This is a genomic window from Pseudomonas sp. R1-43-08, from assembly GCF_003852255.1.
In the GTDB taxonomy this organism is placed as follows: Bacteria; Pseudomonadota; Gammaproteobacteria; order Pseudomonadales; family Pseudomonadaceae; genus Aquipseudomonas.
Window position 1 is genome coordinate 3,386,055 of sequence record NZ_CP027734.1, and the last position, 21,756, is coordinate 3,407,810.

Here is a 21,756-nt window from a genome sequence, read left to right on the forward strand (position 1 = left end):
GTCACTGCGCAGGCGTTGGCAGGGGTGGAATCGCCTCCGTCGGCGCTGGCAGGTTCGGGTTGGTCGGCGCCGGCGCGGGTTCTGCTGCCGGGGCCGGTGCGGTGTCCGGTACGGGCTCCGGCGCTACGCTCGGCGCGATCGGTGCGGCTTCGGCTGGCGGTGCGAGCGGTTGCGCAGCGGCAGGCGTTGCCGGTGTCTCCTGGGGCGCCTCGACCTTCTCGGCGGCCGGTGCGGCCTTGGGTTCAGGCATGCCAAGCTCATCCTTGGGCTTCTCGGGGATGTGCGCAGCCTGCTTCACTTCCTGGGGCAGGAACACATCCACCAACGCAAAGTAACGCTCATAGAACTTGGGCGCCGAAACGGTCTCGCTCGCCACCTTGACCATCGAGTCATCGGTGGAGCCGATCGGCATCGACACCGAACCCAAAACCCCTACCCCGAGGCTTGCGGAATTGTTGACCTTCTTCAGGGCATAGCGGTCCTGCAAGGCGTTGGCAAACATCGTCGAATGATTGCTGCCTTTGCCATCCGCGGCACACACCACGTTGAAGCTGATCTGCAGGTGGCTTTCGCCGGTCTGCTGGAAACTCTTGTTACCGGCCACCAGCTTCGGGTCGCTGCTGGTGATGATATAGCCCTGGCTCAGCAGGGCACGGCGCGCGGCTTCACAGGCCGCCACATCGCTCACCGGGTAATCGCGGGAAAACGTACCGGAATCGTCGAAATTCTCATGTTCGTAAATAGCGGTCTTGGGCGACGAGCAACCCGCCGCGCCCGCCAGCACCAGCGCCAACCCTAGGTTTCGCAAGTGAAATGATGTCGACATCGAAAATCCTGAGAAAAACAGTCCGGGCGGTATTGTGCAACAGAACGAGGCGTTGGCGCGCGCATTCCTGTCGGTAAAACGTCACAGGCTTTTGAGACCGGCGCCGCTGACTATGACAAGTTTGTTTACAACTTATTCCCCAACTTCCTATTATCGCCCTGGGTGCGCTGCTGCATACGGTACAGCGCAGGTTAAAGGATAAGCGTTGGTCGGGCCGCCAATGGAGATCTGTCGTGCCTGATAAACACCCCGCCATCCCTCGCCCTCAGCGTTTGACCGAGGGCGCACTGTCGGCCCTCGAGCGCTTTTCACGGATTGAAGCCGTCAGCGGCATTGTCCTGCTGCTGGCTGCCATCGTCGCATTGATTTGGGCCAACAGCCCGGCTGCCGCAACCTATGAGCACTTCTGGAACACACCGGTCACCCTTGGGTTGGGCGACTACAGTGTGTCGCGCTCCCTGCATTTTCTGGTCAACGATGGCCTGATGACCATCTTCTTCCTGGTGGTGGGCGCCGAGATCCGTCAGGAAATCAAGGACGGCGCGCTCGCCAACCTCAAGCTGGCCACGCTGCCATTGGGCGCTGCGCTGGGCGGCGTACTGATGCCGGCGCTCATTTACACCCTGCTCAACCACGGCACCGCCGCTGCCAGTGGCTGGGCCGTGCCAACCGCGACGGACATCGCCTTTGCCGTCGGCGTGCTGGCACTGTTGGGTAAGTCGATCCCCAGCGGCGTGCGTATTTTGCTGCTGGCCCTGGCGATTATCGATGACATCGTGGCGATCCTGATCATTGCCGTTTTCTTCACTGCCAGTCTCGATTATATGGGGCTGGTGATTGCTGTCGCCGGGCTGGCGCTGGTGCTGGTTTTCCAGCGCATGGGCATCGGCAAGGCCGCGATCTACCTGTTGCCTGGGGCGATTGTGTGGTTCGGCCTGCTCAAGACCGGCGTTCACCCGACGCTCGCCGGCGTGATCCTGGGGCTGATGACGCCCGTCAACTCCAAGCCCACCACCGAACGCCCGCTGGACACCATAGGCCGCACGCTCAACGAATTGATGGAGCGCTTTTCCCAGTCGCCTGAAGGCCCAGGGCACGTTACCCAGCCGTTGAAGCAATTGCGCGAAGCACAGCGGGAAATATTACCGCCAGTGCAGCGGGTCCAATCGGCGCTGCATCCATGGGTGGCGTTCGGCGTGATGCCGTTGTTTGCCCTGGCCAACGCGGGTGTCAGCTTGAGCGGCTTCAACCTGGACGATCCCCTGCCCCAGGGTGTGTTCATGGGCGTCATCTTCGCCCTGGTGCTGGGCAAACCCATTGGCGTGATGCTGGCAAGCTTCACGCTGGTCAAGCTCAACCTCTGCAAGCTGCCGGACGGCGTTACCTGGACGGGTGTGGGCCTGGTGGGTCTGCTGGCGGGGATTGGTTTCACAATGTCGATCTTCATCTCCTCCCTGGCGTTCTCCGACCCGGCTTTGCTGGCGGCGGCCAAGCTGAGCGTATTGACGGCCTCGACCCTGGCGGCGGTCATCGGCCTGAGCTGGGGCAAGCTCAAGTTCTCGGGCAAGCGGACTTGAGAACGAAGCGTCGCGGGCTTTAACGCGCGCAAAAAAAGACCCCGGCCTTTTCAGGACGGGGTCTTTTCATTCAAGCCGGCATCAGAACTTCTTGATGTCTGCCTGGGTTTCCAGCTGCTTGCGGTAGGCCGCAAAATCCTGCTGGCCAATACGCGAAGCGAGGGCGCGGCGGTATTGCGCCTTTTCTTCGTCCGTAGGCGAAGCAGCTTCGTTGACGCCATTCAAGCGCACGATCACCTGGCTGCCATCGCGCAGGCTGACAGTGGTGAAGCTCGGCTTGTCCTTGCCCGCAGGCTTGGGCATGCGGAACAGCGCTTGCAGCACGGCAGGGTCGACAGCTTCCTGGCCACGGGTAGCGGCTTCAGTCACCTTCCAGGCCTGGCCGTCAATCGGCTGGCTCAGGGCGATCTTGCCATCACGCAGGCCGGCGATCAGCTCGTCGGCATGGGCTTTGGCGGCAGCGCTCGCACGCTCCTTGGTCATCTGTGCGCGAATCGCCGTGGCAACCTTTTCCAGCGGAATCTGGGCAGGCTTGAGGTGCTCTTTGGCGCGCAGCACGATGATGGTTTCCGGGTCGAGCTCAATGGCGCTGCTGTTGGCACCCTCATCCAGCACTTCCGGGCTGAACGCTGCGGTGACCACGGCACGGTTGGCCGCGACGCCTTCGCCACCTTCACGGCCGAACGGCGCGGAAGTGTGTACCGTCAGCTTCAGATCGGACGCCGGCTGGGCCAGGTCGGACGCTTCGAACGCCGCATCTTCCAATTGCTTGGTAGCTTCGACAAACCGCTGTTCAACCTGCTGGGTCTTGAGTTCGCGGGTCAGCTTGTCTTTCAGGCTGGCGAACGATGGCACCTCGGGTGCTTCAACGCCCAGCAGCTTGATCAAGTGCCAACCGAAGGACGTGCGCACCGGCACCGACACCTGGTCCTGCTTGAGGCCGTACAGCGCCGTCTCGAAGTCTGGATCGTAGACGCCAGGACCGGCAAACCCGAGATCGCCGCCATTGCTGGCCGAACCCGGATCCTGGGAAAACTCCTTGGCCAGGGCTTCAAACTGCTCGCCCTTGGCCAGGCGCGCCTGGATGTCTTCGATCTTGGCCTTGGCTTGCGCCTCGGTGACCTTGTCGTTGACCTCGATCAGAATGTGCGCAGCACGACGCTGTTCAGCGAGGTTGGCGGTTTCTTTCTCGTAGGCAGCCTGAAGTTCATCGTCCTTGACGGTAACCTGGTCGAAGAACGACGACTTCTTCAGCTCCAGGTAGTCGATGACCACCTGGTCCGGGGTCATGAACTCCTTGGCGTGCTGGTCGTAGTACGCCTTGACTTCGTCATCGGTGAGTTTCACCGCTGCCGGGTCAGCTTTAACGTTGACGGTGGCGAAATCGCGGGTCTGTTTTTCCAGACGGGCAAATGCCAGCACCTCGGCATCGGTCACGAAACCACTGCCAGCGATGCCTGCGCGAACCTGGCCGATCAGCATTTCCTGGGTCAGCATCTGACGGAATTGCAGGCGGGTATAGCCCAGTTGGCGCACCACCTGGTCAAAGCGTTCGGCGTTGAACTTGCCGTCCACCTGGAACTCCGGCGTCTGCAGGATCACCTGGTCCAAGGCCGCTTCCGAGAAACCGAACTTGGCATCAGCAGCGCCTTGCAGCAGCAGCTTGCGATCGATCAGGCCCTTGAGGGCCGCGTCGCGCAGCAGTTTTTCGTCCAACAGGGAAGCATCGAAATCCTTGCCCAGTTGTTGCATCAGCTGGCGCCTTTGCATATCGACGGCCTGGCTCAATTCGGTCTGGGTGATTTCCTCACCGTTGACCTTGGCCACGTCCTGCTTGTTATTACCCGAAGCCTGGAAAATAGCCTCGATACCGGTGAACGCCATCAATGCGACGATGATCCCGATAATGGTCTTGGCAATCCAGCCTTGTGAATTGTCCCTGATATTTTGCAGCATGCGTCCCCCAGAAACGGTTGAACATCAAAAATAGGCAACCGTGGAGCGTGGGTAGAATCCGGATAGAAGAAAGGCGCATCCGAGGATGCGCCTTCTCGTAACTGGCGGAGCGGACGGGGGTTTTAACTCTGACCCCCGGCGTGGCGACCCAATGGATACGTGGGTCAGCTACCGCTCCGCTGCCAGGCCAGACCTGCGTCCGACCCGGGTAAGCAAAGGCTTGATCGAAGCTTAGTTAACGGCTTCTTTCAGGGCTTTACCGGCTTTGAAACCTGGTTTCTTGGCAGCAGCGATTTGCAGTGCTTTGCCGGTCTGTGGGTTACGGCCAGTGCGAGCTGGGCGGTCAGTCACAGAGAAAGTACCGAAGCCTACCAGTACCACGGAGTCGCCGGCCTTCAGAGCGCCAGTGACGGATTCGATTACTGCGTCCAGCGCACGGCCGGCAGCAGCTTTCGGGATATCAGCGGATGCAGCGATAGCATCAATCAGTTCCGACTTGTTCACTCTAAGTCCCCTTATATATCTATGAGTATGATTCTAAGTTTTTTGGTAAAAAGCAAAAACCAGTGCTGAATGGCCTACAGACACTTAAGAGCCGCTTTATAACAAGGGCTCTAAAAAGCTGTCAAGGAAGCCCCCCAGGCTTCAACACCTTAATGCGTGCTAATTCTTTCCTTGGAATCCGACTCGCGCTTTTCGTCCTTCGCGACAATCTCCGGAGCCACATCCGGCAAGGGCTCCGGCGCGTATTGCAGCGCAATTTGCAGGACTTCGTCAATCCATTTAACCGGTTTAATCTGAAGATCCTGCTTGATATTGTCAGGAATTTCCTTCAAGTCGCGAACATTCTCTTCAGGAATGATCACGGTCTTGATTCCACCCCGGTGTGCAGCGAGTAATTTCTCTTTCAGCCCACCGATGGCCAATACCTGGCCGCGCAGGGTAATTTCCCCGGTCATCGCCACATCGGCGCGCACCGGAATACCGGTCAATGCCGACACCAGCGCCGTGCACATGCCTACGCCGGCGCTCGGGCCGTCCTTCGGCGTCGCGCCTTCCGGCATGTGGATATGGGTGTCGTGCTTCTCGTGGAAGTCCAGGGGAATACCCAGGCTCCTGGCGCGACTGCGCACCACGGTCTGCGCGGCGGTGATCGATTCGACCATCACATCGCCGAGAGAGCCGGTCTTGATCAACTGGCCCTTGCCCGGGATCACGGCAGCTTCGATGGTCAGCAACTCGCCGCCCACCTGGGTCCATGCCAGGCCAGTCACCTGCCCTACCTGGTCCTGCTGCTCGGCCAGGCCGTAGCGGAATTTACGCACACCCAGGAAATGCTCCAGCGCGTCGGCCGTCACCTTCACAGAGAAGCGTTTCTCCAAGGAATGTTCCTTGACCGCCTTGCGGCAGATTTTCGCGATCTGACGCTCAAGGCCCCGTACACCGGCCTCGCGGGTGTAATAGCGCACGATGTCACGGATCGCTTCGACGTCAAATTCGATCTCGCCTTTCTTCAGGCCGTTGGCCGCAGTCTGCTTGGGCGCGAGGTATTTGACGGCGATGTTGATCTTCTCGTCTTCGGTGTAACCCGGCAGACGAATCACCTCCATCCGATCCAGCAAGGCTGGCGGAATGTTCATGGAGTTGGAGGTGCACAGGAACATGACGTCAGACAGGTCGTAGTCGACTTCCAGGTAATGGTCGTTGAAATTGTGGTTCTGCTCGGGATCGAGCACCTCAAGCAACGCCGACGCCGGATCGCCACGCATGTCGCTGCCCATCTTGTCGATTTCATCGAGCAGGAACAGCGGGTTGCGCACGCCCACTTTTGTCATCTTTTGAATCAATCTTCCTGGCATCGAACCGATGTAAGTCCGGCGATGGCCACGGATTTCCGCTTCGTCACGCACGCCGCCGAGGGCCATGCGCACGAACTTGCGGTTGGTCGCACTGGCAATCGACTCGGCCAGCGAAGTTTTACCCACCCCAGGCGGACCGACCAGGCACAACACCGGGCCGCGAATTTTCTTCACGCGCTTTTGTACCGCGAGGTATTCAAGGATACGCTCCTTGACCTCTTCAAGGCCGTAGTGGTCGGCATCGAGGATTTCTTCGGCGCGGGTCAGGTCCAGGCGTACCTTGGTCTGAGCCTTCCACGGCACCTGCACCAGCCAATCGATGTAGGAACGAACCACAGTGGCTTCGGCCGACATCGGCGACATTTGCTTGAGCTTGTTCAGCTCGGCCGTGGCCTTGGTCAGCGCGTCTTTCGGCAGGCCAGCGGCATCGATACGCTTTTTCAGCTCTTCGATTTCGTTGTGGCCTTCCTCACCGTCGCCGAGTTCTTTCTGAATGGCCTTCATCTGCTCATTCAGGTAGTACTCGCGCTGGCTGCGCTCCATTTGTTTCTTCACGCGGCCGCGGATGCGCTTCTCAACCTGCAGCAGGTCGATTTCGCCATCCAGCAGCGCCAGCACATGCTCGACACGGGCCGACAGATCGATGATTTCGAGAATGTCCTGCTTCTGCTCGATCTTCAGCGCCATGTGCGCAGCCATGGTGTCGACCAGGCGACTTGGCTCATCGATGCTGTTGAGCGACGAGAGGACTTCAGCCGGGACTTTCTTGCCCAGTTGCACATACTGCTCGAACTGCGAAAGCAGGCTGCGCACAAACACTTCGGATTCACGCTCAGGGGCTTCGACTTCGTCGATCAGCGCCACTTCGGCGCGCAGGTGGCCATCCACCTCCATGAAACGCTCTACCGCGCCGCGCTGCTCGCCTTCCACGAGTACCTTGACGGTACCGTCAGGCAGCTTGAGCAATTGCAGGACAGTCGCAACGGTGCCGACCCGATACAGGGCGTCTTCGCCTGGATCATCATCAGCAGGATTCTTCTGGGCCAACAGCAGGATCTGCTTGTCGCCCGTCATCGCGGCCTCGAGGGCTTCGATAGACTTCTCGCGCCCCACGAACAGCGGGATAACCATGTGCGGATAGACGACGACATCACGCAACGGCAGGAGAGGCAATTCGATGGTTGTCTTCATGATTTCGCCTCTATGACAGTTGAAAAATAAGCTTGAAACCAAGATGGGGGTTGCATGCAAAAAAAACAAGCGCAATGCCAGCACTTAAACGCATGAATAAACGCGATTTAATCTACCACCCCGCAAAAACACCCGAAAAAAACAAGGGGCCCCGAAAGGCCCCTTGCTTGTACCGCCACTGCAAAGACGCTTACGCGTCAGGTGCAGCCTTGGCAGCCGGCTCACTGTTTTCGTAGATATACAGTGGCTTGGACTTGCCTTCGATAACGCTTTCGTCGATCACCACCTTGCTCACCTCGGACTGCGAGGGGATTTCGTACATGGTGTCGAGCAACACGCCTTCGAGGATCGAACGCAGACCACGTGCACCGGTCTTGCGCTCCAATGCCCGCTTGGCCACTGATTTGAGCGCGTCGGTACGGAACTCGAGGTCCACACCTTCCATCTCGAACAGCTTGGCATATTGCTTGGTCAGGGCGTTTTTCGGCTCGGTGAGGATCTGAATCAAAGCCGCCTCATCCAGCTCGTCCAACGTCGCCAGGACCGGCAGACGACCGACGAATTCCGGGATCAGGCCGAACTTGACCAGATCGTCAGGTTCGACTTCACGCAGGGACTCGCCTACCTTTTTGCCTTCTTCCTTGCTACGCACTTCCGCGCTGAAACCGATGCCGCCACGGGTGGAACGCTGCTGAATAACCTTTTCCAGCCCGGAGAACGCACCGCCACAGATAAACAGGATGTTACGCGTATCGACCTGCAGGAATTCCTGCTGCGGGTGCTTACGGCCGCCCTGGGGCGGTACCGAAGCGACCGTGCCTTCGATCAGCTTCAACAGTGCTTGCTGCACGCCTTCACCGGAAACATCCCGAGTGATGGACGGGTTGTCCGACTTGCGCGAGATCTTGTCGATTTCGTCGATGTAGACAATACCCATCTGGGCCTTCTCTACGTCGTAGTCGCACTTCTGCAGCAGTTTCTGAATGATGTTCTCGACATCTTCACCCACGTAGCCAGCCTCGGTGAGGGTGGTGGCGTCGGCGATGGTGAACGGAACGTTCAGCAGACGAGCGAGGGTTTCCGCAAGCAGGGTTTTACCCGAGCCTGTAGGGCCGATCAGCAGGATGTTACTCTTGCCGAGTTCGACTTCGTCGCCTTTCTTGTCACGCTGGTTCAAGCGCTTGTAGTGGTTGTACACCGCTACGGCCAGAACCTTCTTTGCACGCTCCTGACCAATTACGTACTGGTCAAGGATGCCGCTGATTTCTTTAGGCGATGGGAGTTTGTGCGCACTGCTCTCGGCCTGGGCTTCCTGCACCTCCTCGCGGATGATGTCATTGCACAGGTCGACGCATTCGTCGCAGATAAACACCGAGGGGCCGGCAATCAATTTGCGTACTTCATGCTGGCTTTTGCCACAGAAGGAGCAATAGAGCAGCTTGCCGTTGTCCTCGCCGTTGCGGGTGTCAGTCATTCGTTCGATCCAAATCCGATAGGCTTGCAACACAAGATGAAGGCTTATGCGGGCTTTTTCAAGCCCGCCAGTGGTCGGACATGCCGACCAGCCCTATTTTGAGCGGCTTATATTAAGCGGGGCGCTTTTCGATCACTGCGTCGATCAACCCGTACTCACGGGCGGCTTCAGCGCTCATGAAGTTGTCACGGTTGGTATCACGCTCGATTTCTTCAAGTGTGTGCCCGCTGTGCTTGGCCATCAGCGTGTTGAGGCGCTCACGAATGAAGAGGATTTCCTTGGCATGGATTTCGATGTCCGATGCCTGGCCCTGGAAACCGCCCAGTGGCTGGTGAATCATCACGCGTGAGTTCGGCAGGCAGTAACGCTTGCCCTCGGCGCCGGCGGTCAGCAGGAATGCACCCATGCTGCAGGCCTGGCCAATGCAGGTAGTCGACACGTTCGGCTTGATGAACTGCATGGTGTCATAGATCGACATGCCCGCAGTCACCGAACCGCCCGGCGAGTTGATGTAGAGATGGATGTCCTTGTCCGGATTTTCCGCTTCAAGGAACAGCAGTTGCGCACAGATCAGGTTGGCCATGTAGTCCTCTACCGGGCCAACCAGAAAGATCACTCGCTCCTTGAGCAGGCGCGAGTAGATGTCGTAGGCGCGTTCACCACGAGCGGACTGCTCGACAACCATCGGGACCAGGCCGCCAGCGGCCTGGATATCAGAGTTCTGCTGAATATAGGAATTACGGAACATGCTCTGCAGTTACTCCCAAATAGTCATGTCTTGAAAACGCATAAGCCAGCGCGAGGCTGGCTTATGGTTGAATTTCCAACGAGTTGGACAATCAGTCGGCTTGTGCTGCTTCCGCCGGTTTGACTGCTTCTTCGTAAGAGACCGCTTTATCGGTCACCTTAGCCTTCTGCAGAACAGTATCCACAACTTGTTCTTCCAGCACAACCGAACGTACTTCGTTCAGCTGCTGGTCGTTCTTGTAGTACCAGGACACGACCTGCTCAGGTTCCTGGTAGGCCGACGCCATTTCCTGGATCATTTCGCGAACACGGTCTTCGTCTGGCTTGAGGTCGAACTGCTTGACCACTTCAGCCACGATCAGGCCCAGCACGACGCGGCGCTTGGCTTGCTCTTCGAACAGCTCGGCCGGCAGTTGGTCAGGCTTGATGTTGCCACCAAACTGCTGAACCGCTTGTACGCGCAGGCGATCCACTTCGTTGGACAGCAGGGCCTTTGGCACTTCGATCGGGTTGGCGGCCAGCAGACCGTCCATGACCTGGTTCTTGACCTTGGACTTGATCGCCTGACGCAGCTCACGCTCCATGTTCTTGCGAACTTCGGTGCGGAAGCCTTCGATACCGGTTTCCTTGATGCCGAATTGCGCGAAGAACTCTTCGTTCAGCTCTGGCAGCTTAGGCTCGGAAACGCTGTTGACGGTCACGGTGAACTCGGCGGCTTTGCCGGCCAGGTCCAGGTTCTGGTAGTCAGCAGGGAATTCCAGGTTCAGAACGCGTTCTTCGCCGGCCTTGGCGCCAACCAGGCCGTCTTCGAAGCCAGGGATCATGCGGTTGGAACCCAGCACCAGCTGAGTGCCCTTGGCGGAGCCACCAGCGAATACTTCGCCGTCGACCTTGCCAACGAAATCGATGTTCAGTTGGTCTTCGTTCTGGGCGGCACGCTCGACCACTTCGAAACGGGTGTTCTGCTTGCGCAGGATTTCGAGCATGTTGTCCAGGTCCGAATCAGCCACTTCGGCGCTCAGGCGCTCGATAGCGATACCGTCGAAGCCCGCTACTTCGAATTCCGGGAACACTTCGAATACGGCTACGTATTCCAGGTCCTTGCCGGCTTCCAGGGACTTGGGCTCGATCGAAGGCGAGCCAGCCGGGTTCAGCTTTTGCTCGACAACGGCTTCGTAGAAGGAAGCCTGGATCACGTCACCTACAGCTTCCTGGCGCGCATCGGCACCAAAACGACGCTTGATTTCGCTCATCGGCACTTTGCCTGGACGGAAACCAGCGATCTTGGCCTTTTGGGCAGTCTGCTGCAGACGCTTGTTGACCGCAGTCTCGATACGCTCTGCCGGCACGGTGATGCTCAGGCGGCGCTCGAGAGCAGTAGTATTTTCAACAGAAACTTGCATGGATATTCCTCGTTGCACAGACATTAGCCGGCCATTTCCGACCCCAATCAAGGGCATGCATTCTAGTGGGTCAAACTCAAGAAGTCACCCTACTGAAAATACACCCGGAAACCGCCGGCAATTTATCGGTACGAAGGCACTGAAGTACCCCGCCCCGGTGACAAATACAGCCAATTGCGCCAGGGCTCTGCGCCGCCCTTCTATATATAGAAGAAGCTGCCATTCATCTCCCTGACGGCCCACGCCGCGAGCGGAGCGGACAGGCAACGCGGCATCATCGAGACACACAAATACGACGAAACGCGCTGCCGATGCGGCCCAGTACCTGCGACCGCCGAGATAATCAAACCGCCAAAACCAAAAAAGGCGCCAGACTGTTAAATCTGGCGCCTTTCGAATATGGGGTGGACGAAGGGGATCGAACCCTCGACAACGGGAGTCACAATCCCGTGCTCTACCAACTGAGCTACGCCCACCATATTGCGTTAACAAAGAAACCAAACCACTTCTTTGTTAAACCCTGCCCTGCCTGACGGCCTAGCAACGTTTTATTTGGTGCGGATGAAGAGACTCGAACTCTTACGCCTCGCGGCGCTGGAACCTAAATCCAGTGTGTCTACCAATTCCACCACATCCGCGCTTGAAGCTCTTAAAGCAAAGGCGCCAGACGATTAATCTGGCGCCTTTCAAATATGGGGTGGACGAAGGGGATCGAACCCTCGACAACGGGAGTCACAATCCCGTGCTCTACCAACTGAGCTACGCCCACCATCTAACGCTACTTGTGCCAAAGCTGCCTAATGGCGCACCCGGCAGGACTCGAACCTGCGACCATCCGCTTAGAAGGCGGATGCTCTATCCAGCTGAGCTACGGGCGCCTGATTAATCTGTACTCTTGGAGGATTACAAACTAAGTGTTTCCAGCCTTGCAGCACAACAATTCTGCTCGACCTTCTAACCAGTGCTAGGCTGTGCCCGACAAGTGCGACGAATAGTATAGAGGGTCCCGAAACCCGTCAAATCTTTTTTGAAAAAAACTGATTTTATTTAAGGGGTTAGGGCAATTTGCAGACCAAGCGCCTTTGCCCTCGCGCCCTGGCGTGCGAGAATGCGCGCACTTTTCTTCCCCCTCTCGATGGTTAATCACGCGTAATGACTGCACAACTTATCGACGGCAAATCAATCGCCGCCAGCCTGCGCCAGCAGATCGCCAAACGCGTCACCGAGCGTCGCCTGCAAGGCCTGCGCACGCCTGGCCTCGCGGTGATCCTGGTCGGCAGCGATCCTGCCTCTCAGGTTTATGTCTCGCACAAGCGTAAAGACTGTGAAGAGGTTGGCTTTATCTCCAAAGCCTACGACTTGCCTTCGGAGACCACTCAACAGGCCCTGACCGACCTGATTGACAGCCTCAACGATGACCCGAACATGGACGGCATCCTGCTCCAGTTGCCGCTGCCCGAGCATCTGGACGCCTCCAAACTGCTGGAACGCATCCGCCCGGACAAAGACGTCGATGGCTTCCACCCCTATAACGTCGGCCGCCTGGCCCAGCGCATCCCACTGCTGCGCCCTTGCACGCCCAAAGGCATCATGACCCTGCTGGAAAGCACCGGGGTTGATCTGTATGGCCTCGACGCGGTTGTGGTTGGCGCCTCGAATATCGTCGGCCGCCCGATGGCGATGGAATTATTGCTGGCCGGCTGCACCGTGACCGTTACCCACCGCTTCACCAAGGACCTCGCCGGCCATGTGGGCCGCGCTGATCTGGTGGTGGTCGCCGCAGGCAAGCCGGGCCTGGTCAAGGGTGAGTGGATCAAGGAAGGCGCAATCGTCATCGACGTCGGCATCAACCGCCAGGATGATGGCAAGCTGGTGGGCGACGTAGTTTACGAGACCGCCCTGCCCCGCGCCGGCTGGATCACCCCGGTTCCCGGCGGCGTAGGCCCGATGACCCGAGCGTGCCTGCTGGAAAACACGCTGTATGCAGCAGAAACCCTGCACAGCTGATAACCAGGCGTACTGAAAAAGCCCTGCCTTATCGCGGGGCTTTTTATTGCCCGAAAAAAACCTGTTTATTCATAGTTTTTAAGTACTTTCGTCCGGATCTGGAAGAACATTCGACAGTTTCTGATCCATACTCCTAAAATGTAACGCCATTTGTCATCAAACCCGTTCCCAGACGGTACTTCTTACTTTTAGCGAGTTCATCCGCGTGAAAATTCGTCTTTCCATTGTCAGCCTACTTTTTGCATTGACAGGCACCTTCGCGAACGCCGCCGAAACCACCTTGGCCCCGCGTGACGCCTCCAAACTGCAAATCGCCTCCGGCAGCGCCATGCTTGTGGATCTACAGACCAACAAGGTCATCTATTCAAGCAACCCCGATGTGGTGGTCCCCATCGCTTCCGTCAGCAAGCTGATGACCGGCCTGATCGTGCTGGAAGCCAAGCAGGACATGGATGAATACATCGACATCAACATCACCGACACACCAGAGATGAAGGGCGTGTTCTCCCGGGTGAAGATCGGTAGCCAAATGCCGCGCAAGGAAATGCTGCTGATCGCGCTGATGTCCTCGGAAAACCGCGCCGCCGCGAGCCTGGCCCACCATTATCCGGGCGGTTACGCGGCGTTTATTGCCGCGATGAACGCCAAGGCCAAGGCGCTGGGCATGACTAGCACCCATTACGTGGAACCTACGGGGCTGTCGATCCATAACGTGTCGACCGCGCGCGACCTGAGCAAGCTGCTGGCCTATGCACGCAAGTTTCCGATGTTGAGCCAGCTGAGTACCACCAAGGAAAAAACCGTGGCGTTCCGCAAGCCCAACTACACCCTGGGTTTCTCCAACACCGACCACCTGATCAACCGGGCCAACTGGGATATCAAGCTGACCAAGACCGGTTTTACCAACCAGGCCGGGCATTGCCTGGTGCTGGTGACCAGCATGGGCAACCGCCCGGTGTCGCTGGTGATCCTGGATGCTTTCGGCAAATTCACCCACTTCGCCGATGCCAGTCGTATTCGCAGCTGGGTCGAAACCGGCAAGGGCGGCGCGGTGCCGGATGTGGCGTTGCGCTACAAGGCTGACAAGAACCTGAAGAACCGTGCAGGTGTGACAGAAGTCCGCCGTTAAAGAACACCGCAGAACCCATATGGGAGGGGGCTTGCTCCCGATAGCAGTGTGTCATTCACAGTAGTCAGTGACTGATCCACCGCTATCGGGGGCAAGTCGAATCGTCGCACCGCCCCTCCCACATTTCTATCTGTGTTCCGCCAGCACCTTGAGTGCTTGGGCCGCCGACTGCTCCTGCCCGGCCTGAGCGGTCGCATTCGCCGCCTCGCGCCAACGCTGCGCGTCCACATTCGCCGGCAACTGGCTCGGACGCTGGGTAAGAATCGCCCAATTCCCCGCACTCTTCCACGCCGACTCAAAGTCGCTGAAGCCCATCATCAATCGCCGCTCCCTGCCGGAACGCAACAGCACCGTGCTCTTCTGCTGGTTGAATCCCACCACCACGACATAGCGCGGGTCGGACCAGAAGCTTGAGTTGATCCGCGCCATCACCGGGTAGCCCGCCGCCACTTGCGCCAGCACGGCGGTCAGCCTGGCTTCCAGTGGATACACCATCAGCCCGTACTCGCGCGCCAGCTTCTGCATGTTGCGCTCAAGGTCCGCTTCGGCGCCTGGCAAGTGCAGCGGCTTATCCAGCAACCCCGGTGTCATGACAATGCCTTGTTGCGACAGCATGCTGGCCAAAGCCGTAGGACCGCTCTGATAAGCCTCGCTGCGAAAGGTCGGTACGCCGTTGAGTTCAACCCGCTCCGGCAGGCCGGGGAGTTTCGAAGGATGGCTGGAACAGGCCGTCAGCCCCAGGGCGCAGGCCAGCAGGATGGATGCTTTAAGGTTCGACCGTAAGCGCAATTTTTAACTCTCTTGATCAACTGCCGGTGAGGGCCCCGATCATAGGACGCTCTTGGGCAGGGGTATAGCCTCCAGTGTCGGTAAAACGCCCGCGATAGAGCAAACGAGTTGGACAGACACGACCATTGGTCAATAGCAGGCAACCCCCGGGTAGCTAGACTGTCCATTGGGAAGACTGTGTATAGACCCCGGATGGGGCGAAGGGAGGCCTGAATGAGCCTTGCAACGACGATTTTCATGCTGATCTGCGGTTGGCTGGCGGTGGCCGCCGCCATGTTGTGGGGGGTCATGCGCGTGACCCGCCGCCATCATCACCCCCACGTCAAACCCACTGCGCCCGCCAAGCCGAGCAAGGCGACGGCGCATCACGCTTAGCCGGGCATGCACGCGAAGTCTTGCGTGGCGGCAACCTCTTTGCCATGCCCATCCTTGAGCGCTGCGCGCACCGTGGTCCCGAGGCTCGACTCCTCCAGAGTGTAATGCTCACCCGCCTTGAAATGCCTGTACTCGACCCGGCCCTGGCAGTCCTGCTGGTTATCGTCGCCGGGCTCTTCTTCAAACAGCGTCACGTCCAGTCGATGGTCCCCAGGGCTCACTTCAAAGTAGCGCCCGTCATCCACGCGCCGACCGTCGACGCGCTCGGCCAACAGGTCATTCGGTGCTTCTTCTTTCAAGCCGATCCAGGCTTCGCTCGGGTCGGCCTGGGGTATCGGGCCGGCACACGCCGACAACACCAAGGCGGCAGCCAGGGCGGGAATCAACAACAGGGTTTTCGGTGACATGGCAGGGCTCCAAAACACATCAATAAAAAGGCGTATCCGATGGCTGACAAGCTTGAAGAGCTGCCATTTGTAGAACAAATGAATACACATGAAAGGATCTTCAGCCGTTACCTAAATCTTCCTTCACCTGGCTGAAAGGTGCGTGTTAGGTGGGTCGGGCAAGACTGCCGGGGTTTGCAACCCTGCTCTTTCGGAGATCCACGCATGCTCGGGCTGGTAAAGACCGCACTGCACAAGCCGTACACCTTCATCGTGTTGGCCATATTCATCTGCATCATCGGGCCGATGGCGGCCCTGCGTACCCCCACGGATGTGTTCCCCGATATCGGCATCCCGGTGGTCGCCGTGGTCTGGCAGTACAACGGCCTGTCGCCAGACGCCATGGCCGGGCGGGTGATCTACACCTACGAACGCTCCCTGAGCACCACCGTCAACGACATCGAACATATCGAGTCCCAATCCCTGCCCGGCATGGGCATCGTCAAAATTTTCTTCCAACCCGGCGTGGATATCCGCACCGCCAACGCCCAGGTCACGGCGGTGTCACAGACCGTGCTCAAGCAGATGCCACCGGGCATTACGCCGCCGCTGATCCTCAACTACAGCGCCTCCACCGTACCGATCCTGCAAATGGCGTTCTCCAGCCCGAGCCTTTCGGAAGCCAGAATCCGCGACCTGGTGCAGAACAATATTCGCCTGCCGCTGAGCGCCCTGCCCGGCCTGGCGATGCCCACGCCCATGGGCGGCAAGCAGCGCCAGATCACCCTCGACCTCGACCCCCAGGCCCTGGCCGCCAAAGGTTTGTCGGCCCAGGACGTCGGAAATGCCCTGGCGCTGCAGAACCAGATCATCCCGGTGGGCACCGCCAAGCTCGGCCGCAACGAATACACGATTCTGCTGAACAACAGCCCCAAGGCGATCGATGAGCTCAATGACTTGCCGATCAAGAATGTCGACGGCGCAATCATCACCATCGGCCAGGTCGCTCACGTGCGGGATGGCTCGCCACCGCAGACTAATATCGTGCGCGTCGACGGCCATCGCGCCGTGCTGATGCCGGCGTTGAAGAACGGCAGTATTTCCACCCTGTCGATCATCGACGGCATCCGCCAGATGCTGCCGCGCATCAACGAAACCCTGCCGCCGTCGCTGAAAACCTCACTGCTGGGCGATGCCTCGGTGTTCGTCAAGCAGTCGGTGAGCAGCGTGGCCCAGGAAGGCATCATCGCCGCCCTGCTGACCAGTGCGATGATCCTGCTGTTTCTCGGCAGCTGGCGCTCGACGCTGATCATCGCCGCGTCGATTCCCCTGGCGGTGCTGTCGGCCATCGCGCTGTTGGCGGTCAGCGGGCAAACCCTGAATGTGATGACCCTGGGCGGCCTGGCCCTGGCGGTGGGCATTCTGGTGGACGACGCCACGGTGACCATCGAAAACATCAATTGGCACCTGGAACAAGGCAAGGCGGTGAAGACGGCGATCCTCGACGGCGCCGCGCAAATCGTCGGCCCGGCGTTCGTCTCGCTGCTGTGCATCTGCATCGTGTTCGTGCCGATGTTCTTGCTGCAAGGCATCGCCGGGTATCTGTTCCGGCCGATGGCGCTGGCGGTGATTTTTGCCATGGCCAGTTCATTCATTCTTTCGCGCACCCTGGTGCCGACACTGGCGATGTACCTGCTCAAGCCGCACACGCCGGAGCAAGGTGCAGGGCATCATCCGGAAGATGAATTCATCAATCACCATGAAGGTGATCAGCACAAGAAACCGCGCAATCGACTGCTGCAAGCAGTGCTGAATTTCCAGCAGGGATTCGAGCGGCATTTCTCGAACATCCGCGACACTTACCACGGCCTGCTGCTGCTCGCGCTGGGCGCGCGCAAACGCTTTATCGTCGGTTTTCTCGCCTGCGTGCTGGCCTCGTTCGTGTTATTGCCGAGCCTGGGCCAGGATTTTTTCCCGGCGACCGATGCCGGTGCGCTGGCACTGCATGTGCGCCTGCCGCTGGGTACGCGCATCGAGGAAAGCGCCGCTGCGTTCGACCGCATCGAAGCGCGGATTCGCGAAGTGATCCCGGCCCAAGAGCTGGACACCATTGTCGACAACATCGGCATCCCCCTCAGCGGCATCGACATGGCCTACAGCAGCAGCGGCACCATCGGCCCGCAGGACGGCGATATTCAGGTCACCCTGAAAAAAGACCACGCGCCCACCGCCGACTACGTAAAAAAACTGCGTGAAGCCCTGCCGCAAAGCTTCCCCGGCAGCCATTTTGCGTTCCTGCCGGCGGACATCAGCAGCCAGATCCTCAACTTCGGCGCGCCGGCACCGCTGGACGTGAAAATTTCCGGGCGCAGCGATGCCGAAAACCGCGCCTATGCGGTGGAGCTCGAACGCCGCCTGCAACACGTGCCCGGCATCGCCGACCTGCGTATCCAGCAATCCACCGGTTATCCGTCGCTGCAGGTGAATGTGGACCGCCTGCGCGCCAATGGCCTGGGCATCACCGAGAAAGACGTGACCAACAGCATGGTCGCCTCCCTCGCCGGCAGTTCCCAAGTAGCGCCGACGTTCTGGCTGAACCCGGCCAATGGCGTGTCCTACTCGATCGTGGCCGCAACGCCGCAATACCGCCTCGACAGCCTGCCTTCGCTGGAGGCGCTGCCGGTGACCGGTGCCGACGGCCAGTCACAAATCCTCGGCGGCGTGGCGAGTATCTCGCGGGTACAAAGCCCGGCGGTGGTCACGCACTACAACATCGAGCCCACCCTGGACCTGTATGCCAACGTGCAAGGCCGCGACCTCGGCGGCGTCGCCCGTGATGTGCAAAAAGTGCTGGATGACACCGCGTCCATGCGCCCCAAAGGCGCGACGATCAGCCTGCACGGGCAGATCGATGCGCTGCATGAGGCGTTCAGCGGGTTGAGCTTCGGCCTGCTCGGCGCGGTGGTGCTGATCTACTTGCTGATCGTGGTCAATTTCCAGTCCTGGGCCGACCCCTTCGTGATCATCACCGCGTTGCCCGCCGCACTGGCGGGGATCGTGTGGATGCTGTTCCTCAGCGGCACCTCGTTATCGGTGCCGGCCCTCACCGGCGCGATCCTGTGCATGGGCGTGGCCACCGCCAACTCGATCCTGGTGGTGAGCTTCTGCCGTGAACGCCTGGCCGCGCATGGCGATGCCTTGAAAGCCACCATGGAAGCCGGTTACACGCGCTTTCGCCCGGTGTGCATGACCGCCCTGGCGATGATCATCGGCATGCTGCCCCTGGCGCTCTCCGAGGAGCAGAACGCGCCGTTGGGCCGCGCGGTGATCGGCGGCTTGATCTTCGCCACCATCGCCACCCTGTTGTTTGTTCCCGTGGTTTTCAGCCTGGTCCACGGCCGTCACCCTACCCGCGCAACTGCTGGAGAAATGCCCCATGTCGTCTGATCACAAACCCTCGCGCAAGCGTCTGATGCTCCTGGGTGTCGGCGGCCTGACCCTGGCCGCCCTGTTGGTCGCCAACGGCTTGCATGCCCGTGCGCTGCATGAACAGTCGGTCAGCGCCTGGACGGAAACAGCGGCCATCCCCCAGGTGCTGGTGTTCCAACCCAAACAGAATGCCGTCGGCGATACCCTGCGCTTACCCGCGCACCTGGAGGCCTGGAGCAAAGCGCCGATCCATGCGCGGGTCAGCGGCTACCTGAAAGACTGGAAGGTCGACATCGGCAGCCAGGTCAAGGCCGGGCAGGTCCTCGCGCAAATCGACAGCCCGGACCTGGACCAACAACTGGCGCAAACCCACGCCCACCTGGTTCAGGAGCAGGCGAATGCGCGCCTTGCCGCCACCACCGCAACGCGCTGGCAAAACCTGTTGGCCAGTCATTCGGTATCGCGCCAGGAAGCCGATGAAAAAACCTCGAATGCCGCCGCCGCCAAAGCCAATGCCCAGGCTGCCGCCGCCGACTATGCGCGGCTGTGCGCGCTGGAAAGCTACAAGACGATCCGTGCGCCGTTCGCCGGCACCATCACCGCGCGCAACACCGATATCGGCCAGTTGATCAAGGCCGACACCGACAGCGATCCGGAACTGTTCAGCATCGCCGACACCCACCAACTGCGCCTGTACGTGCCGGTGCCACAGAACTACGCGGCGGTGATCCGCCCCGGCCTGGAAGCCGAGCTGAGCGTGCCCGAACATCCGGGCGAACACTTCAAGGCGCACCTGATCGGCGACTCCACCGCCATCGACCGGCGCTCCGGCACCCTGCTCGCGCAGTTCGTCGCCGACAACCCGAACGGTGAGTTGCTGCCCGGCGATTATGCCGAAGCCACCCTGCCGATTCCGGCGGACACCCACGGCGTGAGCATCCCGGCCAGCGCCTTGATCTTCCGTGCCCAGGGCACCCAGGTCGCGGTGCTGGACCCGCACAACCATGTGCACCTGCAAGACATTCATATCGGCCTGGACCTGGGCGAACGCCTGGTGATCGACCAGGGCCTGAAACCCGCCGACCGCATCATCGACAACCCGCCCGACGCCCTGCGCGAAGGCGACCCGGTACAACTGGCCGACGCCACAGGGGGTGCCCATGCGCCCAAGGCTTAAACCTTTTGCGGCCTGCCTGTTGCTGGCGTTGCAAGGCTGCTCCCTGGCGCCCAGCTACCAGGTGCCGTCGGTTGACCTGCCAGCGGGTTATCGCGAACACACCAGCGATGGCCCGTGGCACAGCGCGCAGCCGTCCGATCAATTGATGCCGCAGTGGTGGAAACTGTACAACGACCCAACGCTCGATGGGCTGCAACAGCAACTGCTCAAGGCCAACCCGGACCTGGCCGCGGCGCTGGCGCATTTCGATGCGTCCCAGGCGTATGCCAGTCAATTGCATGCCGGGCTTTTCCCACAGATCAGCGCCAGCGTGCAGCCGTTGCGCCAGCGGCAATCGGACTCCAGACCGTTGCGCGGCACGACACAGCCGTCGGTATACAACAGCGACACCGCCGGGTTTTCGTTGAGTTACGACCTGGACCTGTGGGGCAAAATCCGCAACCAGGTCGCGGCCGGCGATGCCCAGGCCCAAGCGTCCGGCGATGACTTGGCGGCAGCGCGGTTAAGCCTGCAACGCCAGTTGGCGACGCTGTATGTGCAGCTCAACGGGCTGGATGCGCAGAGCCGGATTCTCGCCCACTCGCTGGAGGATTTCAGCCAGGCGCTGCAACTCACCCGCAGCCGTTATGAGGGCCAGATCGCGTCGGAACTGGACCTGACCCGTGCGCAGAGTCAACTGGCCGAGGCCAAGGCGCAGCTGGATGACGTGCGCGGGCAGCGCAACCTGACCGAGCATGCCATCGGCGAACTGGTCGGCGCGGCGGCCAGCGATTTCTCCCTGCCGCCGAGCCCGCAATTGATTGCCTTGCCAGGCATTCCCTCACAGCTGCCGAGCCATCTGCTGCAACGTCGCCCGGATATCGCGGCGGCCGAACGGCGCGTGTTTGCGGCCAATGCCAACATTGGCGTGGCCAAAGCGGCCTGGTATCCGGACTTCAGCCTGACCGGGTTGATCGGCGGCCAGACCCAGGGCGTGGGCAACCTGCTTGCGGCGGGTAATCGCTATTGGGCGCTGGGGCCGTTGATGAACCTGCCGATCTTTGATGGCGGGCGCTTGAGTGCCAACGAACGCCAGGCCAAGGCCGAGTTCGAAGAAGCATCGGAGCAGTACCGCAGCCAGGTGCTGAAGGCCGTGCGCGAGGTCGAAGATAACCTGGCGCAACTGCGGGATTTACAGCAGGAGGCGCAGGATGAACAAGCGGCGGCGGATGCGGCGCAGCACACACAAGTATTGGCGATGAACAGCTATCAGGCCGGAGCCGTGAGTTATCTGGACGTGGTCACCGCGCAAACGGCGGCGTTGCAGGCACAGAGGACGTTGCAGGCGGTGCAGACAAGGCAGTTGCAAGCGAGTGTGGGGTTGGTTACGGCGTTGGGGGGTGGCTGGAAACCGGGTGGCTGAGGCTGCACGTTCGGCGGCGTTAGTTCCGG

Annotated in this window: 16 protein-coding genes and 4 tRNA genes; 7 read left to right on the plus strand and 13 right to left on the minus strand. The window is 59.9% G+C overall.

Annotation, left to right across the window (positions count from 1 at the left end; translation table 11 throughout):
- Position 1: 1 nt before the first annotated feature.
- Positions 2–826: a DUF2242 domain-containing protein gene (locus C4J87_RS15470; RefSeq protein ID WP_124363379.1), complete on the minus strand. Its 825-nt coding sequence runs from the start codon at positions 824–826 to the stop codon at positions 2–4.
- Between the two features lie 233 nt (positions 827–1,059).
- On the opposite strand from C4J87_RS15470, the gene nhaA reads away from it, so the two are divergent.
- A complete protein-coding gene (nhaA, locus tag C4J87_RS15475) occupies positions 1,060–2,403 on the plus strand; it encodes a Na+/H+ antiporter NhaA (RefSeq protein WP_124367499.1) in 1,344 nt (447 codons plus the stop codon).
- Positions 2,404–2,484: 81 nt separating this feature from the next.
- Here nhaA and C4J87_RS15480 read toward each other — a convergent pair whose 3' ends face one another.
- The 10 genes from C4J87_RS15480 to C4J87_RS15525 all read right to left on the minus strand — a co-directional run bounded on the left by C4J87_RS15480 (position 2,485) and on the right by C4J87_RS15525 (position 11,911).
- Positions 2,485–4,359 carry a SurA N-terminal domain-containing protein gene (locus C4J87_RS15480; RefSeq protein WP_124367500.1) on the minus strand — a complete coding sequence of 625 codons (1,875 nt, stop codon included), beginning with the start codon at positions 4,357–4,359 and terminating at the stop codon, positions 2,485–2,487.
- Positions 4,360–4,590: 231 nt separating this feature from the next.
- Positions 4,591–4,863, minus strand: a complete 273-nt coding sequence (locus C4J87_RS15485; protein WP_003174819.1) for an HU family DNA-binding protein — start codon at positions 4,861–4,863, stop codon at positions 4,591–4,593.
- 149 nt (positions 4,864–5,012) lie between these two features.
- Positions 5,013–7,409, minus strand: a complete 2,397-nt coding sequence (gene lon / locus C4J87_RS15490; RefSeq protein WP_124367501.1) for an endopeptidase La — start codon at positions 7,407–7,409, stop codon at positions 5,013–5,015.
- Between the two features lie 190 nt (positions 7,410–7,599).
- Positions 7,600–8,883 (minus strand): ATP-dependent Clp protease ATP-binding subunit ClpX, encoded by a 1,284-nt coding sequence (clpX, locus tag C4J87_RS15495; protein ID WP_010209414.1) that lies wholly within the window; start codon positions 8,881–8,883, stop codon positions 7,600–7,602.
- Between the two features lie 112 nt (positions 8,884–8,995).
- The gene (gene clpP / locus C4J87_RS15500; protein WP_003174822.1) at positions 8,996–9,631 is read right to left on the minus strand and encodes an ATP-dependent Clp endopeptidase proteolytic subunit ClpP; all 636 of its coding nucleotides are present in this window, start codon (positions 9,629–9,631) and stop codon (positions 8,996–8,998) included.
- A gap of 91 nt (positions 9,632–9,722) precedes the next feature.
- Positions 9,723–11,033, minus strand: coding sequence for a trigger factor (tig, locus tag C4J87_RS15505; protein ID WP_124363387.1), 1,311 nt, complete (start codon positions 11,031–11,033; stop codon positions 9,723–9,725).
- A gap of 400 nt (positions 11,034–11,433) precedes the next feature.
- Positions 11,434–11,509, minus strand: a tRNA-His gene (locus C4J87_RS15510).
- 77 nt (positions 11,510–11,586) lie between these two features.
- A tRNA-Leu gene (locus C4J87_RS15515) sits at positions 11,587–11,671 on the minus strand.
- Positions 11,672–11,726: 55 nt separating this feature from the next.
- Positions 11,727–11,802 (minus strand) — tRNA-His (locus C4J87_RS15520).
- Between the two features lie 32 nt (positions 11,803–11,834).
- Positions 11,835–11,911, minus strand: a tRNA-Arg gene (locus C4J87_RS15525).
- A 274-nt stretch (positions 11,912–12,185) separates the two neighbouring features.
- Here C4J87_RS15525 and folD point away from each other — a divergent pair.
- Together folD and pbpG are read left to right on the plus strand one after the other, a co-directional pair.
- Positions 12,186–13,040: a bifunctional methylenetetrahydrofolate dehydrogenase/methenyltetrahydrofolate cyclohydrolase FolD gene (folD, locus tag C4J87_RS15530; RefSeq protein WP_124367502.1), complete on the plus strand. Its 855-nt coding sequence runs from the start codon at positions 12,186–12,188 to the stop codon at positions 13,038–13,040.
- A 205-nt stretch (positions 13,041–13,245) separates the two neighbouring features.
- Positions 13,246–14,169 carry a D-alanyl-D-alanine endopeptidase gene (gene pbpG, locus C4J87_RS15535; protein ID WP_124367503.1) on the plus strand — a complete coding sequence of 308 codons (924 nt, stop codon included), beginning with the start codon at positions 13,246–13,248 and terminating at the stop codon, positions 14,167–14,169.
- Between the two features lie 126 nt (positions 14,170–14,295).
- On the opposite strand, the gene C4J87_RS15540 is transcribed toward pbpG, so the two are convergent.
- Positions 14,296–14,958 (minus strand): peptidase C39 family protein, encoded by a 663-nt coding sequence (locus tag C4J87_RS15540; RefSeq protein ID WP_124367504.1) that lies wholly within the window; start codon positions 14,956–14,958, stop codon positions 14,296–14,298.
- A gap of 213 nt (positions 14,959–15,171) precedes the next feature.
- On the opposite strand from C4J87_RS15540, the gene C4J87_RS26145 reads away from it, so the two are divergent.
- Positions 15,172–15,333 carry a hypothetical protein gene (locus C4J87_RS26145; RefSeq protein WP_164485263.1) on the plus strand — a complete coding sequence of 54 codons (162 nt, stop codon included), beginning with the start codon at positions 15,172–15,174 and terminating at the stop codon, positions 15,331–15,333.
- Here the strand turns inward: C4J87_RS26145 and C4J87_RS15545 are convergent.
- Positions 15,330–15,740, minus strand: a complete 411-nt coding sequence (locus tag C4J87_RS15545; protein WP_124367505.1) for a hypothetical protein — start codon at positions 15,738–15,740, stop codon at positions 15,330–15,332. The genes C4J87_RS26145 and C4J87_RS15545 overlap by 4 nt on opposite strands.
- Positions 15,741–15,944: 204 nt before the next feature.
- Between C4J87_RS15545 and C4J87_RS15550 the strand changes: the two genes are divergently transcribed.
- The 3 genes from C4J87_RS15550 to C4J87_RS15560 are packed head-to-tail and all read left to right on the plus strand — an operon-like array spanning position 15,945 to position 21,727.
- Entirely contained in the window at positions 15,945–19,166 is a 3,222-nt protein-coding gene (locus C4J87_RS15550; RefSeq protein ID WP_124367506.1) for an efflux RND transporter permease subunit, read from the plus strand.
- Positions 19,156–20,325 carry an efflux RND transporter periplasmic adaptor subunit gene (locus C4J87_RS15555; protein WP_124367507.1) on the plus strand — a complete coding sequence of 390 codons (1,170 nt, stop codon included), beginning with the start codon at positions 19,156–19,158 and terminating at the stop codon, positions 20,323–20,325. The genes C4J87_RS15550 and C4J87_RS15555 overlap by 11 nt, the downstream gene beginning before the upstream one ends.
- A complete protein-coding gene (locus C4J87_RS15560; RefSeq protein ID WP_124367508.1) occupies positions 20,309–21,727 on the plus strand; it encodes an efflux transporter outer membrane subunit in 1,419 nt (472 codons plus the stop codon). Before C4J87_RS15555 ends, C4J87_RS15560 begins: the two co-directional genes overlap by 17 nt.
- Positions 21,728–21,756 lie beyond the last annotated feature (29 nt).

Coding starts and splice junctions, on each gene's coding strand:
- folD (WP_124367502.1), top strand. CDS start 12,186: ATGACTGCACAACTTATCGACGGCAAATCAATCGCCGCCAGCCTGCGC.
- C4J87_RS15470 (WP_124363379.1), bottom strand. CDS start 826: ATGTCGACATCATTTCACTTGCGAAACCTAGGGTTGGCGCTGGTGCTG.
- C4J87_RS15560 (WP_124367508.1), top strand. CDS start 20,309: ATGCGCCCAAGGCTTAAACCTTTTGCGGCCTGCCTGTTGCTGGCGTTG.
- lon (WP_124367501.1), bottom strand. CDS start 7,409: ATGAAGACAACCATCGAATTGCCTCTCCTGCCGTTGCGTGATGTCGTC.
- C4J87_RS15545 (WP_124367505.1), bottom strand. CDS start 15,740: ATGTCACCGAAAACCCTGTTGTTGATTCCCGCCCTGGCTGCCGCCTTG.
- C4J87_RS26145 (WP_164485263.1), top strand. CDS start 15,172: ATGAGCCTTGCAACGACGATTTTCATGCTGATCTGCGGTTGGCTGGCG.
- C4J87_RS15555 (WP_124367507.1), top strand. CDS start 19,156: ATGTCGTCTGATCACAAACCCTCGCGCAAGCGTCTGATGCTCCTGGGT.
- C4J87_RS15550 (WP_124367506.1), top strand. CDS start 15,945: ATGCTCGGGCTGGTAAAGACCGCACTGCACAAGCCGTACACCTTCATC.
- C4J87_RS15480 (WP_124367500.1), bottom strand. CDS start 4,359: ATGCTGCAAAATATCAGGGACAATTCACAAGGCTGGATTGCCAAGACC.
- clpX (WP_010209414.1), bottom strand. CDS start 8,883: ATGACTGACACCCGCAACGGCGAGGACAACGGCAAGCTGCTCTATTGC.
- tig (WP_124363387.1), bottom strand. CDS start 11,033: ATGCAAGTTTCTGTTGAAAATACTACTGCTCTCGAGCGCCGCCTGAGC.
- clpP (WP_003174822.1), bottom strand. CDS start 9,631: ATGTTCCGTAATTCCTATATTCAGCAGAACTCTGATATCCAGGCCGCT.